This is a genomic window from Nocardioides jiangsuensis (assembly GCF_019679455.1).
Taxonomy (GTDB): domain Bacteria; phylum Actinomycetota; class Actinomycetes; order Propionibacteriales; family Nocardioidaceae; genus Nocardioides_C; species Nocardioides_C jiangsuensis.
Window position 1 is genome coordinate 107419 of record NZ_JAIEZQ010000001.1, and the last position, 15392, is coordinate 122810.

The 15392-nt window shown below is 71.0% G+C and carries 16 protein-coding genes; 6 read left to right on the forward strand and 10 right to left on the reverse strand.

The annotated features are described in order from the left end of the window. Positions 1-4 precede the first annotated feature (4 nt). Positions 5-886, forward strand: coding sequence for a phosphotransferase family protein (locus tag K1X13_RS00555; protein WP_221023113.1), 882 nt, complete (start codon positions 5-7; stop codon positions 884-886). 110 nt (positions 887-996) lie between these two features. Here the strand turns inward: K1X13_RS00555 and K1X13_RS00560 are convergent, their stop codons facing one another. From K1X13_RS00560 to K1X13_RS00575, 4 genes are all read right to left on the reverse strand, one after another. After that, positions 997-3387, reverse strand: a complete 2391-nt coding sequence (locus K1X13_RS00560) for an ATP-binding cassette domain-containing protein (protein ID WP_221023114.1) — start codon at positions 3385-3387, stop codon at positions 997-999. 155 nt (positions 3388-3542) lie between these two features. After that, positions 3543-3995, reverse strand: coding sequence for a pyridoxamine 5'-phosphate oxidase family protein (locus tag K1X13_RS00565; RefSeq protein ID WP_221023115.1), 453 nt, complete (start codon positions 3993-3995; stop codon positions 3543-3545). A gap of 42 nt (positions 3996-4037) precedes the next feature. Beyond that, the gene (locus K1X13_RS00570; RefSeq protein WP_221023116.1) at positions 4038-4664 is read right to left on the reverse strand and encodes an HAD-IA family hydrolase; all 627 of its coding nucleotides are present in this window, start codon (positions 4662-4664) and stop codon (positions 4038-4040) included. A gap of 61 nt (positions 4665-4725) precedes the next feature. After that, entirely contained in the window at positions 4726-5742 is a 1017-nt protein-coding gene (locus tag K1X13_RS00575; RefSeq protein WP_221023117.1) for a zinc-dependent alcohol dehydrogenase family protein, read from the reverse strand. 64 nt (positions 5743-5806) lie between these two features. On the opposite strand from K1X13_RS00575, the gene K1X13_RS00580 reads away from it, so the two are divergent. Next, the gene (locus tag K1X13_RS00580) at positions 5807-6292 is read left to right on the forward strand and encodes an HIT family protein (protein WP_221023118.1); all 486 of its coding nucleotides are present in this window, start codon (positions 5807-5809) and stop codon (positions 6290-6292) included. 36 nt (positions 6293-6328) lie between these two features. Next, positions 6329-7855 (forward strand): UDP-N-acetylglucosamine 1-carboxyvinyltransferase, encoded by a 1527-nt coding sequence (locus K1X13_RS00585; protein WP_221023119.1) that lies wholly within the window; start codon positions 6329-6331, stop codon positions 7853-7855. Positions 7856-7938: 83 nt separating this feature from the next. On the opposite strand, the gene K1X13_RS00590 is transcribed toward K1X13_RS00585, so the two are convergent. Both K1X13_RS00590 and K1X13_RS00595 read right to left on the reverse strand, forming a co-directional pair. Continuing rightward, the gene (locus tag K1X13_RS00590) at positions 7939-8292 is read right to left on the reverse strand and encodes a hypothetical protein (protein ID WP_221023120.1); all 354 of its coding nucleotides are present in this window, start codon (positions 8290-8292) and stop codon (positions 7939-7941) included. A 93-nt stretch (positions 8293-8385) separates the two neighbouring features. After that, positions 8386-8637: a TFIIB-type zinc ribbon-containing protein gene (locus K1X13_RS00595; RefSeq protein WP_225914592.1), complete on the reverse strand. Its 252-nt coding sequence runs from the start codon at positions 8635-8637 to the stop codon at positions 8386-8388. 163 nt (positions 8638-8800) lie between these two features. Between K1X13_RS00595 and K1X13_RS00600 the strand changes: the two genes are divergently transcribed. The 3 genes from K1X13_RS00600 (at position 8801) to K1X13_RS00610 (ending at position 11668) form a co-directional block, all read left to right on the forward strand. Continuing rightward, on the forward strand, positions 8801-9616 hold the full coding sequence (locus K1X13_RS00600) for a glycerophosphodiester phosphodiesterase family protein (RefSeq protein ID WP_308249310.1): 816 nt from the start codon (positions 8801-8803) through the stop codon (positions 9614-9616). 34 nt (positions 9617-9650) lie between these two features. Next, positions 9651-11039, forward strand: coding sequence for an MFS transporter (locus K1X13_RS00605; protein WP_221023123.1), 1389 nt, complete (start codon positions 9651-9653; stop codon positions 11037-11039). A gap of 242 nt (positions 11040-11281) precedes the next feature. Further along, on the forward strand, positions 11282-11668 hold the full coding sequence (locus K1X13_RS00610; protein WP_221023124.1) for an RNA polymerase-binding protein RbpA: 387 nt from the start codon (positions 11282-11284) through the stop codon (positions 11666-11668). Positions 11669-11695: 27 nt separating this feature from the next. On the opposite strand, the gene K1X13_RS00615 is transcribed toward K1X13_RS00610, so the two are convergent. The 4 genes from K1X13_RS00615 to kal form a co-directional block, all read right to left on the reverse strand. After that, positions 11696-12208 (reverse strand): FxsA family protein, encoded by a 513-nt coding sequence (locus K1X13_RS00615; protein WP_221023125.1) that lies wholly within the window; start codon positions 12206-12208, stop codon positions 11696-11698. 5 nt (positions 12209-12213) lie between these two features. After that, complete coding sequence (locus tag K1X13_RS00620; protein ID WP_221023126.1) at positions 12214-12993, reverse strand: polyprenol monophosphomannose synthase; 780 nt, start codon at positions 12991-12993, stop codon at positions 12214-12216. Beyond that, positions 12990-14558: an apolipoprotein N-acyltransferase gene (lnt, locus tag K1X13_RS00625; protein WP_221023127.1), complete on the reverse strand. Its 1569-nt coding sequence runs from the start codon at positions 14556-14558 to the stop codon at positions 12990-12992. Before lnt ends, K1X13_RS00620 begins: the two co-directional genes overlap by 4 nt. A 401-nt stretch (positions 14559-14959) precedes the next feature. Continuing rightward, complete coding sequence (gene kal, locus K1X13_RS00630) at positions 14960-15391, reverse strand: 3-aminobutyryl-CoA ammonia lyase (RefSeq protein ID WP_221023128.1); 432 nt, start codon at positions 15389-15391, stop codon at positions 14960-14962. Between the last annotated feature and the right edge of the window lies 1 nt (position 15392).

Sequence of the window (15392 nt, forward strand, 5' to 3'; positions counted from 1 at the left end):
AGCGGTGATCACCTCGGGGAGCGTCGACGTCCGTGCCGCCCTGGCCTGGGCCGCGTCCCGCACCGGCACCCGCGTGGCCGCCGTACGCGAGCTCGAGGGCGGGTCGACGGGGGAGATGCTCGCCCTGCGCGACGACCGCGGCGGACGCGCCGTCCTGCGTCTGATCACCAGGGAGCCGTGGCGCACCCACGGCGCGGCGCTCTCGACCCGGGAGAGCGAGGTACAGCGGATGCTGGTCGACACCGACGTGCCGGCCCCACGGTCGATCGCCCTCGATGCCGACGGCCGAGCGTGCGAGCACCCGGCGCATCTGATGACGCTCGTGCCGGGGGAGACCGACGTCGGCCGGGTCGACCCCGCGTCGCTGTCCGCTCTGGCGGACCTGCTCGCGACGATCCATGGCGTCGTTCCCACGGTCGAGGTCCGCCCGTACCAGTCGTGGGCCTGGGAGGCGAAGTTCGTCGTGCCCGGCTGGGCCAGGCACCGCGACGTCTGGGAGCGAGCCTTCGACATCCTCCGCGGAGCGCCACCGCAGTTCGAGCCGACGTTCCTCCACCGCGACTTCGCCCTGCGGAACGTGCTGTGGCACGACGGCGCGGTCAGCGGGGTCGTGGACTGGGTCGAGACCTCGATCGGGCCCGCCTGGCTGGATGTCGCCCACTGCAGCACCAACATCGCCCTGGACCACGGCAACGCCGCCGCAGACGCGTTCGCGGACGCCTACGTGTCCCGGACCGGATGCGCACCGGCTGGTTACTGGGACGTGATGGACGTCGTCGGCTTCCTGCCGCCGCCGGGCACGGAGGCCGTCGCCACGGAGCCGGAGGTGCACGCACGACGCCGGCGACTCGAGGAGCGGCTTCTCGCGGTGATCGACCGGGCCTGACCGGGCCCGGGGAAGTGGTCTCCGGTGCCGACGTCTTCGTTAGTTGACATAATGTCGCTTATCGGCGCATGAGCAGGAGACGCGTTTCAACGAGAGGAGTGAGCTCGCAGTCAGGTGCGGACGTAGGCCGCGAGGTGCTCGCCGGTGAGTGTGGATCGTCCGTCGACGAGATCGAAGGGCGTGCCCTCGAAGACGACCCGGCCGCCGTCGTGGCCGGCACCCGGGCCCAGGTCGATGATCCAGTCCGCGTGCGCCATGACCGCCTGGTGGTGCTCGATGACGATCACCGACTTGCCGGAGTCGACGAGCCGGTCGAGCAGACCGAGCAGCTGCTCGACGTCGGCGAGGTGCAGGCCGGTGGTTGGCTCGTCGAGCACGTAGACACCGCCCTTCTCACCCAGGTGGGTGGCCAGCTTGAGGCGCTGCCGCTCGCCTCCGGACAACGTGGTGAGCGGCTGGCCGAGGCTGAGGTAGCCGAGCCCGACGTCGGCGAGCCGGTCGAGGATCTTGTGGGCGGCCGGCGTGCGCGCGTCGCCGTGCCGGAAGAACTCCTCGGCCTCGGTCACCGGCATCGCGAGCACCTCGGCGATGTTCTGCCCGCCCAGCGTGTACTCCAGCACCGATGCCTGGAACCGCTTCCCCTCGCACTCCTCGCAGGTGGACTCCACGGTCGCCATCACGCCGAGCTCGGTGAAGATCACGCCGGCGCCCTTGCAGGCCGGGCAGGCGCCCTCGGAGTTCGAGCTGAACAGCGCCGGCTTCACGCCGTTCTCCTTGGCGAACGCCTTGCGGATCGGCTCCAGGAGACCGGTGTACGTCGCCGGGTTGCTGCGCCGTGAGCCGCGGATCGCGCCCTGGTCGACGACCACCACGCCCTCCCGGTCGGCCACCGATCCCTGGACCAGCGAGCTCTTGCCGGAGCCGGCGACACCCGTGAGGACGCACAGCACGCCGAGCGGCACGTCCACGTCGACGCCCTGCAGGTTGTGGGTGTCGGCACCTCTGATCTCCATCGCGCCGGTGGACTCGCGCACCCGGTCCTTGAGGGCCGCCCGGTCCTCGAGGTGGCGGCCGGTGGTGGTGTCGCTCCCCCGCAGCCCCTCCACGGTGCCCTCGAAGCAGATCGTGCCGCCGCCGGTGCCGGCCCCGGGCCCGAGGTCGACCACGTGGTCGGCGATCGCGATCGTCTCCGGCTTGTGCTCGACGACGAGCACGGTGTTGCCCTTGTCGCGCAGCTGCAGCAGCAGGTGGTTCATCCGCTCGATGTCGTGCGGGTGCAACCCGATGGTGGGCTCGTCGAAGACGTAGGTGACATCAGTCAGCGAGGAGCCGAGGTGGCGGATCATCTTGGTCCGCTGCGCCTCGCCACCGGACAACGTGCCCGCGGGCCGGTCGAGCGAGAGGTAGCCCAGGCCGATCTCGGCGAAGGAGTCGAGCAGGTGCTGGAGTCCGGCGACCAGCGGGGCGACGCCCGGCTCGTCGACGCCGCGCATCCACTCCGCGAGATCGCTGATCTGCATCTGGCACAGCTCGGCGATGTTCTTGCCCCTGATCTTCGACGACAGGGCCTCCTGGGTGAGTCTGGTGCCGTCGCAGTCGGGGCAGGTCGTGAAGGTGATCGCGCGTTCCACGAACCGGCGGACGTGGGGCTGCAGCGCCTCGACGTCCTTCGAGAGCATCGACTTCTGGATCTTGGGGATCAGGCCCTCATAGGTGAGGTTGATCCCCTCCACCTTGATCTTGGTCGGCTCGGCGTACAGGAGCTTCTGGAGCTCCTTCTTGGTGAAGGTGGCGATCGGCTTGTCCATGGGCAGGCCGGCGCCGCTGAAGATCCGGCCGTACCAGCCGTCCATGCTGTACCCGGGGACCATCAGCGCACCGTCGGCCAGGGTCTTGGAGTCGTCGTAGAGCGCGGTCAGGTCGAAGTCGCTGACGCTGCCCATGCCCTCGCAGCGCGGGCACATGCCGCCCTGGTACACCGCGTCGCGGACGACCTGCTTCTCCTCCTTGCCGCCCTTCTCGGTCTTCATGACCCCGCTCGCCGTCCGCGTGGGGACGTTGAACGCGAACGCGGTGGGCGGACCGATGTGCGGCTTCCCGAGCCGGCTGAAGAGGATGCGCAGCATCGCGTTGGCGTCGGTGGCGGTGCCGACCGTGGAGCGCGGGTTCGAGCCCATCCGTTCCTGGTCGACGAGGATCGCGGTCGTCAGCCCCTCGAGCACGTCGACGTCCGGCCGCGCGAGCGTCGGCATGAAGCCCTGCACGAAGGCGCTGTAGGTCTCGTTGATCATCCGCTGCGACTCCGCGGCGATCGTGTCGAACACCAGCGAGCTCTTGCCCGACCCGGACACACCGGTGAACACCGTCAGCCGGCGCTTCGGGATCTCGACGTGGATGTCCTTGAGGTTGTTCTCGCGCGCGCCCTGCACGCGGATCAGGTCGTGGCTGTCGGCTACGTGGAGCTCCGGCGACTGCGTGTCCGTCCTCGTGGCCGTGCTCATCGTGTCTCCCTCTGTTGCGCGGGGCCGCCTCGGCGGTGTCCGTCGGCGTCGCCTGGGTCGATCTAACCAGCCTTCGACCACGACGTCTGGTTCTCTCATCGCTTCACCCCGCGGACCCTCTGGGCCCCACGCGCGTGGCTCGCCCGGGCGAGGCGTCAGACCAGCCAGCGGCCGTCGCGCATCAGCTCGCGGTCGGGCAGCTCGTCCACCTCGCGCCAGGCCTGGATGCGGCGCGGGGAGATGCGGAACCAGCGGTACGGCGTGCCCGGTGCCCGCGGGTCGAAGCCGGCGCGTGCGGCGAACCGGTCGCCTCGCTCCTGCGGCAGCGCGTCGATCTCGAGGACCTCGACCTCGCCCTCGATCATGGACACGTCGCGGGTGTGGCCCAGCCCCAGCCGCACGGCCCTGGTGGCGGCCAGGTTCCTGCCGGTCGGGCTGTCCCTCGGCGTGGCCATGAGCAGCGCCTCGCCGTCCCAGTCGAAGGACAGCGGCACCAGGTACGGCGAACCGTCCGGCGAGGCACTGGCCACCCACACGTCGGTGTCGTGGGCGAGCCGATGCTCGGTGTCGCGACGCCGCTGAGCGCGGGAGCGGGGGTCGGCACTCATGGCGGTCAGGCTAGCCGCGGAAGGGGTTACACAGGTGTGCTTTCAGCCCTGCTCGATGATGCGGGTCACCTCGCGGATCGTCGCCGCGGTCTCCCGGTGTACGACGCCGTGCCAGCCGTGCTCGCGGGCCGCCCGGACGTGGCCGTCGACGTCGTCGACGAACACGACCTCGTCGGGACGTACCCCGAGCCGTCGCGTGGTCAGCGCGTAGACCATCGGGTCCGGCTTGGCCAGCCCCACCTCGTGGGAGTACACGATGGTGTCCACCAGCTGCTCGAACCCGTAGCGACGCTGCTCCTCCCGTCGGGCCCCGTCCCCGGAGTTGCTCAGGATCGCCGTGGACAGGGCCGGGCGCAGGCCGGCCGCGAAGTCGTACATCTCGACGTCCAGCTCGCCGCAGTAGGCGTCCCACAGGTCGGCCATCATCGCCTCGGTGGCCGCCTCGTCCAGGCCGAAGGTGGCGGCGTAGGCGGCTCGCAGCTGCGTCTCGGTGACCTCGCCAGTGACCACCGAGCCGGCCGGCGCGTGCGCAGCGAGTCGCTCCGCGAACGCACCGGCCGGAAGCCCGGCTCGCGCTTCCCAGCGGGTCGCCCAGGTCTCGGGCCAGGCGTCGTCGGCGACGCGCTCGAGCACGCCGCCGATGTCGAAGACCACGGCCCTGATCGCCATCCGACCCCTCTCCCCGACCCGGGCCGGGAACCCCCGCTCGGCCTGACATAACTGCGACGCCCTACGGCTGCAGGAGCACCTTGATCGCCCGACGCTCGTCCATCGCACGGTACCCCTCGGCCACCTCGTCGAGCGGCAGCGTCAGGTCGAAGACCAGGCCGGGGTTGATCGCGCCCTTCATGGTCAGGTCGAGCAGCTCGGGCAGGTACGTGCGCACCGGCGCCATCCCCCCGGCCAGCCCGACGTTGCGCGAGAACATCCGCCCCACCGGCAGCTCCACGCCGTGCGGCACGCCGACGAACCCGACCGTGGAGCCGGGCCGGGCGATGTTGAAGGCGGTGCGCATCGACTGGTCGGTGCCCACGCACTCCAGGACGGCGTCCGCGCCGACACCATCGGTGAGATCGAGGATCTGCTGCTCGCCGTCCTCGCCGCGCTCGGCCACCAGGTGCGTGGCCCCGAACTCGGTGGCGATCTTCTGCCGGGGCTCGTGGCGCGACATCGCGACCACGCGCTCGGCGCCGAGCTGCGCCGCGGCCAGAACGCCGCACAGGCCGACCGCACCGTCGCCGACGACGACCGCGGTGGAGCCGGGTCGCACGTTCGCCGCGACGGCGGCGTGCCAGCCGGTGGCCATCACGTCGGAGAGCGTCAGCAGCGACGGGATCACCGACTCGTCGGGCATCCCGTCGGTCTTCACGAGGCTGCCCTCGGCCTGGGTGACCTTGGCGTACTCGCCCTGGCCGCCCTTGGTGATCCCCACGTTCTCGCAGCCCGAGCTCATCCCGGCCCGGCAGTGCGGGCAGGTGTTGTCGCTGTGGCAGAACGGCACGATCACGAAGTCGCCGGGACGGAAGGAGGTGACCGCGGAGCCGACCTCCTCGACCACGCCGACCATCTCGTGCCCGATCGGGTCGCCGGCGGTGATCTGGTTCTCGCCGCGGTAGGGCCACAGGTCGGAGCCGCAGATGCAGCTCGCCACGACCTTGACGATGGCATCGGTGGGGGCGTCGATGGTGGGTGCGGGACGGTCTTCGAGGCGGATGTCACGGGTGCCGTGGATCGTGGTTACTCGCATGGTTCTCAATCGTGCCATGGGCCTGGTGAGCCCCCGGTACGGCGACCGGGCAGACTGTGCGCCCATGAGCGAGGACTGGAAGCGCGACCGCGTCGGCGCCGCCTTGCGTGACGAGAACCCCACCGTGCTCGCCCGGCTCGACGCCGGGTTCGCGGTGATCGGCGACGTGCAGTTCCTCCCCGGCTACTGCGTCTTCATCACCGACACCCCGGGGGTCGACCGGCTCACCGACCTGCCCCGCGAGCGCCGCCACGCCTTCCTGGCCGGCGCCGAGCTGCTCGCCGAGGCGGTGCAGAACGTCTGCGCGCGGCGCGACCCGGAGTTCCGCCGGATCAACCTGGAGATCCAGGGCAACTACGATGCGTTCCTGCACGCCCACGTCTGGCCGCGCTACGAGTGGGAGGGCCCCGACCACACCTGGCGGCCGGTGGCGCTGCACCCGATCGAGCGCTGGCGCGACCCGCTCCCCCGGACCGTGCTGGGTCCCCAGCACGACGACCTGCGCGCGGAGCTCACCTCCGAGATCGCGACACTCCGGACAACGGGGTGATTTGACGTATCTCATATTTGAGATACGTTTGCGCGCATGACTGAGGACTACCTGAGCCGGATCGGCAACCTGATCCGTGACGCCCGTAAGCACCGCGGTTGGACCCAGCAGCAGCTCGCCGACGTCCTGTCCACGAGCCAGAGCGCGGTGAACCGCATCGAGAAGGGGCACCAGAACCTCAGCCTCGAGATGCTCGCCCGCATCGGCGAGGCCCTCGACTCCGAGATCGTCTCCCTCGGCGCCGGGCCGACGCACCTGCGCGTGCAGGGCCCCACGGTGCTCTCCGGCAGCATCGAGGTCAAGTCGTCGAAGAACGCCGGCGTCGCGCTGCTCTGCGCCTCGCTGCTCAACCGCGGCCGCACCACGCTGCGTCGGGTCGCCCGCATCGAGGAGGTCAACCGGCTGCTCGAGGTGCTCACCAGCATCGGCGTGCAGGCCCGCTGGCTCAACTCCGACAACGACCTCGAACTGGTCCCGCCGGCCGAGCTCGACCTGTCCCGGATCGATGCCGAGGCGGCCCGTCGTACCCGGTCGATCATCATGTTCCTCGGCCCGCTGATGCACCGTGAGGACGTCTTCGACCTGCCGTACGCCGGCGGCTGCGACCTCGGCACCCGCACCGTCGAGCCGCACATGGCTGCGCTGCGCCCCTTCGGCCTGGACGTGAAGGCCACCGAGGGCAGCTACCACGCCACCGTGAACCGGGCGATCACGCCGATCCGGCCGATCGTGCTGACCGAGCGCGGCGACACCGTCACCGAGAACGCGCTGCTCGCCGCGGCCCGGCACGACGGCGTGACCGTGATCCGCAACGCCAGTCCCAACTACATGGTCCAGGACCTGTGCTTCTTCCTGGAGAAGCTCGGGGTCAAGATCGACGGTGTCGGCACCACCACGCTGACCGTGTACGGCGTCCGCGAGATCGACGTCGACGTCGACTACGCACCCTCGGAGGACCCGATCGAGGCCATGTCGCTGCTCGCCGCGGCGATCGTCACGGAGTCGGAGATCACCATCTGCCGGGTGCCGATCGAGTTCCTCGAGATCGAGCTGGCCCTGCTCGAGGAGATGGGCTTCACCTACCACCGCAGCGACGAGTACGTCGCGGCCAACGGGCACACCCGGCTCGTGGACATCACCACCAAGGTGTCCACGCTGCACTCCCCCATCGACAAGATCCACCCGATGCCGTTCCCCGGCCTCAACATCGACAACCTGCCGTTCTTCGCGGTGATCGCGGCGGTCGCCGAGGGGCAGACCCTGCTGCACGACTGGGTCTACGAGAACCGCGCGATCTACCTGACCGAGCTGACCAAGCTCGGCGCGCAGGTGAAGCTGCTGGACCCGCACCGGGTGATGATCGAGGGTCCCACCCGCTGGCGCGGCGCGGAGATCGTCTGCCCGCCGGCGCTGCGGCCGGCCGTGGTCATCCTGCTCGCGATGCTGGCGTCGAAGGGTACGTCGGTGCTCCGCTCGGTCTACGTGATCAACCGCGGCTACGAGGACCTTGCCACGCGGCTCAACTCGCTCGGCGCCCGGATCGAGACCTTCCGCGACATCTGACCGGGTGTCACTGTTCGTCCGGCTGAAGCAGTCCCGCCGCTCCGTGGATCTGCCGAGGTCGACGCGGATCGTGAGAGCTGACGTCAGGACGCCGTTGGGTCGAAACTGCCCGACTCAAAGGCGCTGACCAGTTCGGCGATCCGTGCACTGGGCCTGACGCCGGACGCGAGCTTCTCCTCGTGGACCACGCTCGTGGGCATCACCCTGTCGTCGTCGACGAAGCGCACGACTCCGACCTTCCACGACTTCTGAAAGCGCCACAGCAGGCGACCGGCGAGTCCGCAGAGAAGCCAGATCGCGACACCGAAAAGACTGCCGTCACCGAAGCCGATGCCCCCATCGAGGGGCTCACTTCGCTTGACTCCCCTCACGTAGTAGACCCATCCATCACGCGCGATACGCACGTCGTGGTCCTTCGCCGTGAAAGGAAGGCTCACGTCACGTCGTTTCATCACAGGCCTTCGAACGACTCCGGCGGGTAGCGCCCTTGCGCGAGCGACCTCGGGCCGGACCCGCGCGGGTGAGCCGCTCTAGTCGAACAGGGTCTCGATGTACGAGCGCGCCTTCGGCCTGCTCGGCGGCGGCGCGGTCATGTCCGCGGTGATCCGCGGCAGCGGCTCGGTCAGCGGGCCGGTGTGCCTGTGCCAGTCGTTCTCCGCCTCCACGAGGTCGGCGAGGTCGGCCCGGTCCAGGAAGACCCCGCTGCACGACGGGCAGCGGTTCACCGTCACGGCGCCGAGCGTCCGGCTGGTCATGCTCGATCCACACTTGGGGCAGGTCATCTCGTCCACGTCGCCGACGCTACTCCCCTGCCCCGTCGGTCGGACGGCGCCACGCAGCTGAGTACGAACACGGATGCCCCCGTCGTACCGGCTGCCCCACGCTGAGGGCATGTCGGGCGCGCAAATCACCCCTCCGGGGCCACCGTCGGTGGATACTCGCGGTGTGACGCGTCCCCGCACCGGGTTCCCCTTCCTGGACTCGGTCCTCGACCAGCCGGGCTCGGTCCTCGCGTTCGCCCACCGTGGCGGCGCCTACCACCCCGACCTCGAGGGGCTCGAGAACACGCTGACCGCCTTCCGGCACGCGGTCGACCTCGGCTACGCGTACCTCGAGACCGACGTCCACGTCACCCGTGACGGCACCCTGCTGGCCTTCCACGACGCCGCCCTGGACCGGGTGACCGCGCACACCGGCAAGGTCGCGGAGCTCTCCTACGCCGAGGTGGCGGAGGCCGTGGTCGGCGAGCGCGAGAAGGTCCCGACGATGGACTCGCTGCTCGAGGAGTTCCCCGGCGTCCGGTTCAACATCGACCTGAAGTCCGACGCGGCCGTCCCGGCGCTGGCCGAGCTGGTCCGCCGGCACGGCGCCTACGACCGGGTCTGCGTCGGGTCGTTCTCCGACCGCCGGACGACCCGGTTCCGCAGGCTCGTCGGCGACCGGGTCGCCACGGCTGCCGGCCCGGTGGACGTCGGCCTGTTCCGCTTCGTCCCCGCCCCCCGGGTCGTCGACGCGCTGACCCGCGGGCGCGGCGCGGCGCTCCAGGTGCCGCACCGCCGCGGCCGGGTGACCGTCGTCACCGAGGCACTCGTCGCCCGCGCCCACGCGCTGGGACGGCACGTGCACGTCTGGGTGGTCGACGAGCCGGACCACATGCACGAGCTCCTCGACCTCGGGATCGACGGCCTGATGACCGACCGCACCGACCTGCTCCGCGACGTCCTGGTCGCCCGCGGGCAGTGGAGCGGAGCCACCCGATGAACCCGACACCGACCCCGTGGAGCGGAGCCCCCCGATGACGATCGACAACCCCACGGGCCCCGTGGGCATCGCCGACCTCAGCCCGCTGAGCCGGCGCAAGGAGCAGCGGGCCTGGTACTGGTACGACTGGGCGAACTCCGCCTATGTCACCACCACCGCGGCGGTGCTGTTCTCGCCGTACCTGACGTCGGTGGCGGAGGTCGCCGCCTGTGGCGAGGCCGGCACCCCGGAGAACCCGTGCACGACGCACCTGTCGGTGCTCGGGCTCGGGATCTCCCCCGGCTCGCTGGTCTTCTACATCGTCACGGTCGCGACGATCCTGTCCGCGCTGGTGCTGCCCGTCGTCGGCGCCGCCGCCGACCGTTCCGCGCGCAAGAAGAACATGATGGGCGGCTTTGCCTGGGCCGGCAGCCTGAGCGCGGGGCTGATGTTCTTCGTCGCCGGGTCCAACTGGCAGCTCGGCGCCGTGCTGCTGCTGGTCGCCACTCTGTGCCTGGGTGCCTCGCTCGTGGTCTACGACGCGATCCTGTGCGAGATCGCCACGCCCGACGAGCGCGACCGGGTGTCGTCCCGCGGCTGGGCGCTGGGCTACCTCGGCGGCGGCCTGCTGCTCGCGCTCAACTTCGGCCTGCTCACCGTGATGGCGGACGACACGGGCCTCGCGGTCCGGATCTGCCTGCTCTCCGCGGGCCTGTGGTGGGCGGCGTTCACGCTGATCCCGTTCCTCGGGGTGCGCAACCGCGAACCGCGCAACGTCGTACCCGAGCCCGGGTCGCTGGTGCGGCAGAGCTTCGGCCAGCTCTGGCAGACCCTGCGCGACCTGCGCAGCTACCCGGTCACGCTCACGTTCCTGGTCGCCTACCTGTTCTACAACGACGGCATCCAGACCGTGATCTTCGCCTCGTCGGTGTACGGCGAGAAGCAGCTCGGCTTCGAGAAGGCCACCGTGCTGCAGGCCTTCCTCGTGGTGCAGTTCGTCGGCATCCTCGGGGCGCTGCTGTTCGGCAAGGTGGCCGAACGGGTCGGCAGCCGGAAGGTCATCCTGGGGGGCCTGCTGGTCTGGATGCTGGTCGTCGTCGCCGCCTACTTCACCCCCGAGCGGACCTTCGTGCTGTTCCTCGTGCTCGCGGTCGGGATCGGCCTCGTGCTCGGCGGCACCCAGGCGCTGTCCCGGTCGTTCTTCAGCCTGCTGATCCCGCGCGGCCGCGAGGCGGAGTACTTCAGCCTCTACCAGGCCTGTGAGCGGGGCACGAGCTGGTTGGGGACGCTGGTGTTCGGCCTGGTCCACCAGGTCACCGACTCCTACCGTCCGGCGATCTTCGCGCTGATCCTGTTCTTCGTGGTCGGCTTCCTGCTGCTCGCCCGGGTCGACCCCGAGCGCGGCATCCGCGAGGCGGGCAACACGCCTCCGGTCGTGGTCTGAGGCCCACCCGGAGGGCCCGCCGCCCGCCGAGGGGCCGGACCACGCCGCACCGCCGGCACGTGTGAAGGCACGCACCGGCGGGTACCAGGTGGTCGGGGACACAGCACGACCCGTCCCGGAGGGGAATCTCCGGGTGCTTCGGGACGTTGTGCCCTTTGGACGGCTGCGCTCCGAGGCTTATCGTGGAGGGCTGCCCGTCTGTGATTCGGTGACGGGGAAACCAAGACATCAGGAGGTGGCTCATGGGAGAGCGCACACTGCGTGGCGCCCGACTCGGGGGCCAGAGCTTTGAGGACGAGCGCGGTATCGAGTTCGCCGCGCGCCAGCAGGTCGGCTACGTGTGCCCGCAGGGCCACGAGTTCGAGATCCCCATGGCGGCCGAGGCCGACGTCCCGGCGGTCTGGGAGTGCCCGCGCTGCGGTGCCGAGGCGCTGAGCACCAGCGGCGCCAAGCCCGAGGCAAAGAACGAGAAGCCCGCGCGTACCCACTGGGACATGCTGCTCGAGCGCCGCTCCATCAAGGAGCTCGAGGACATCCTCGCCGAGCGGCTGGACCTCCTCCGCGGCGGCGAGATCGGGCCCGCGCACCTGCACCGCCCGCGGAAGTCGAAGTCGCAGAAGACGGCCTGACCCGGCGCGACGCCGCTGCGGCGGCGGTCAGTCGACGACCTCGCCCTGGACCACCGATGAGTCGGGTCCGGGGCGTCGTCGTGTCCGGGGGTCCTCGGCGCCGGACTGCTCGTGCCGGCGGCCGCCCGTCTGCGTGCCTCCGCGGCTCCCCGAGGGTCCCCCGAGGAAGCGACGGGTGATGAACGCCGTGAGCAGCCGCCGGGCCACCGGACGCGTGAACGGCAGGATGCAGAAGAAGCCGAACACGTCGGTGACGAACCCGGGGGTGAGCAGCAGCGTGCCGCCCACGAGGATCAGCGCGCCGTCCGCGAGCTCGCGAGCCGGCATCCGCCTGCTCTGGAGGGCGTCCTGCAGGGCCTCCCAGGCCCGGCCGCCCTCCCGCTTGACCAGGTAGGCGCCCAGGATGCTGTCGAGGACCAGCAGGCCGACCGTGGTCCAGCCGCCGATCGCCTGCCCCACCTGGATCAGCAGGTAGATCTCGACGATCGGCACCACCACGAACAGGACCGCCAGCACGCTCCACGGGAACCTGCGCCTCATCGCCCTCACCTCGTCACCGGTCGCTGCGCCCTACGTCTCGAGAGTACGTCGCGCAACTGCCGGCGCCGCTCGCGGAGCCCCCACAGGGTGATCCGCTTGAGCGACTCGACGGCCACGTCGGGGCTCATCTTCGACTCCCCGCGCACCCGCTCCACGAACTCGATGGGCACCTCGCGGACCCGCAGGCCCGCCTGCACGGCCCGCCACGCGAGGTCGGCCTGGAAGCAGTACCCCACCGACATCACCGTGGCCAGGTCCAGCTGTTCCAGCGCCGTACGCCGGAACAGCCGGAAGCCACCGGTGGCGTCGCGCACCGGGAGGCCGAGCAGCAGCCGGGTGTAGGCGTTGCCGCCACGCGACAGCGCCATCCGGTACGCCGGCCAGTTCACCACCGTCCCCCCGGGCACCCACCGGGACCCGAGCACCAGGTCGGCGTCCTCGAGCGCCGCGAGCAGCCGGGGCAGCTCCTCGGGCTGGTGCGAGCCGTCGGCGTCCATCTCCCCGATCACGTCGTAGCCGCGCGCGAGGGCGACCGCGAAGCCGTGCAGGTACGCCGCGCCGAGGCCCTCCTTCGCACGCCGGTGCACCACCTGGACCTGCGGGTCGGCCGCGGCGAGCTCGTCGGCGACCGCGCCCGTGCCGTCCGGGGAGCCGTCGTCGACGACCAGGACGTCGCAGGCCGGGACCGCGACCCGGAGCCGCTTGACGATCCAGGCGAGGTTGTCGGCCTCGTTGTAGGTGGGGACCACCATCACGGTGCGCCCGAGCGTGCTCTGCTGCGTCATCCCTCGCCTGTTCCCGCGGCCACCGGCTCCCTCGTGGACCCGGTCGTGCGTCGGTGACGATAGTGGAGACCGAGCGCGACCGAGACCGAACCCGCGGCGACCAGGCTCGTCAGCAGCTCGAGGAGCAGTCCCCACCGCACGCCCGGGGTGGTCCCGCCCGGGAAGGGCACCCAGGCGCTGAGCGTGGCCGGGCGGCGCACCGGGGCGCGCTCGACGACCTCGCCGTCGGGGGCGACGATGCCGCTCACCCCGTTCGTCGCGGCCACGACCACGGAGCGGTTGGTCTCGAGCGCGCGGAGCCGCGAGATCGCGAACTGCTGCTCGATCTGGCCGGTGCCCATGTAGGTGGCGTTGTTGGTCTGCACGACGAGCAGGTCCGCTCCCCCGGCGGCCACGTCGCGGACCACGTCGTCGTAGGCGACCTCGAAGCAGATCACGTCGCCCACGGTGGAGCCGGCGACCTCGAGGAGGCCGGGGGTGTCCCCCGGGACCATGTCACGGGGAACCTGGTCGAGCCGGCTGAAGAAGCGGGCCACCACGTCGCGGAAGGGGATGTACTCGCCGAACGGCACCGGGTGCGTCTTGGAGTAGCGCTGGGTGGGCCCGTTCCCGGGCTCCCACACGATCCCCTGGTTCAGGACGTCCTCAGGCTCGTCCCCGCTCACCATGGCGCCGACGAGCACGGGCACGCCCACCGCGTCCACGGCGCCCTGGATGTCGTCGTAGACGGTGGGGTCCTGGAACGGGTCGATGTCGGTGGAGTTCTCGGGCCAGACCACGAGGTCGGGCCGTGGCGCCGTACCGGTCAGGCCCTCGGCGTAGCGCTCGGTGGTCCGCACGTGGTTGTCCAGGACCGCGCGGCGCTCGGCGAAGGCGTCCATCCCCTCCCCCGGCACGTCGCCCTGGACGGCGGTGACCCGGAGCCCCGGGCCCTCACCGTTCGCTCCGGTGGTGGCCGCCGCTGCGGTGGTCGTCCCGGTGAGGGGTGCGAGCCAGGCGCCGGCCGTGGCCACGAGGCAGGCCACCAGGACCCCGGCCGCGGCACGCACCGGCGCCCGTCGTACGACGGTGACGGCCCAGGCCAGCGTCGAGCCGAGCAGCGCCACCGCGAAGGTCGCCCCGGCCGCGCCGGTGAGCGGGAACAGCTGCTGGACCGGGGTGTCCACGGTCGCGAAGGCCAGCCGGCCCCAGGGGAAGCCACCGAACGGCACGGAGCCGCGCAGCAGCTCGACCAGGACCCACAGGCAGCCGCTCCACACCGGCCACCAGGGCAGCCGGACCACGAGCGCGGTGCCGAGGCCCAGCAGGCCGTAGAAGAGCCCCTCGACGAGCGAGAGCAGGATCCACGCGTCGGTGCCGATCACCTGGAGCCAGGGCAGCAGGGTGAGCATGAAGGCGGTGCCGAAGACCGAGCCGACCAGGAAGCCGCCGCGTGGCGTGGCCCCGCGGCAGGAGAGGGCGAGGGCGGCGACGGCGAGGGGCAGCAGCGCGACGAGGCGGAGGGGCTCGAACGCGAGGCCGGCGGCGAGGCCCGCGACCGCAGCGCAGAGGAGACGGGCAGGCACGTCCACAACCTACCGCCGCCACAAACCGAGAAGAGCCCGGACCCTTCGGACCGAACCTGCTCCCGCTGGCTGCGGGACGCGGGTCCGTTGTCTACTGGGCACCGGGCTCTCGTCGTGTCCTCCCCCGTCTCCGCAGCACCGACCTCCGGGAACCGCGTGCCCCAGGTTCGTGGTACCCGACCTGGTCACGTGGCCACCTGGACGTCAGCGCGCGAAGGCGACCTGCTTGGTGGGACCAACGAAAGATTGGTCACCTTTGCCGGAGTTGTCAACTACCCGCTGACCTGCGCGTTCTGGCGAAGACGCAGGTCAGACAGGTTTCCCCTTCATCCCGATTTCATGCGGATTTTCCTCGGGTCCGGCGTGTCTGCGGACGACACGCCGGAGCGCAGGTTACCGGCTCAGGAGCGCTCGGGGACGACGACCGTGCCGGTGGCCGTGGTGGCCACGACCGGTTCGTCAAGGATCTCGGCGGCGGACTCCGACTTGTCCGGCCGGCCCCGGCCGACGACTACCGCGCGGAACGCCAGCGTCCGCGAGCGGGACCCGACCCGGACCACCTCGGCGGTGATCTCGAGCAGGTCGCCCGCCCGCACGGGGGCCCGGAACTGCACGTCCGCGTAGGAGGCGAACAAGCCCTCGTCCCCGTCGGTGCGGATGCACACCTCGGTCGCGACGTCGCCGAAGAGGCCGAGCGAGTAGGCCCCGTCGACCAGGTTGCCCGCGTAGTGCGCGTGCGAGTAGGGGACGTAGCGGCGGTGCGTCACCGTGAGCCCGACCCGCGGGTCGGGGGTGGTGGTGGTGGTAGTGGTGGAGCCGGTGGGCTCGGTCATG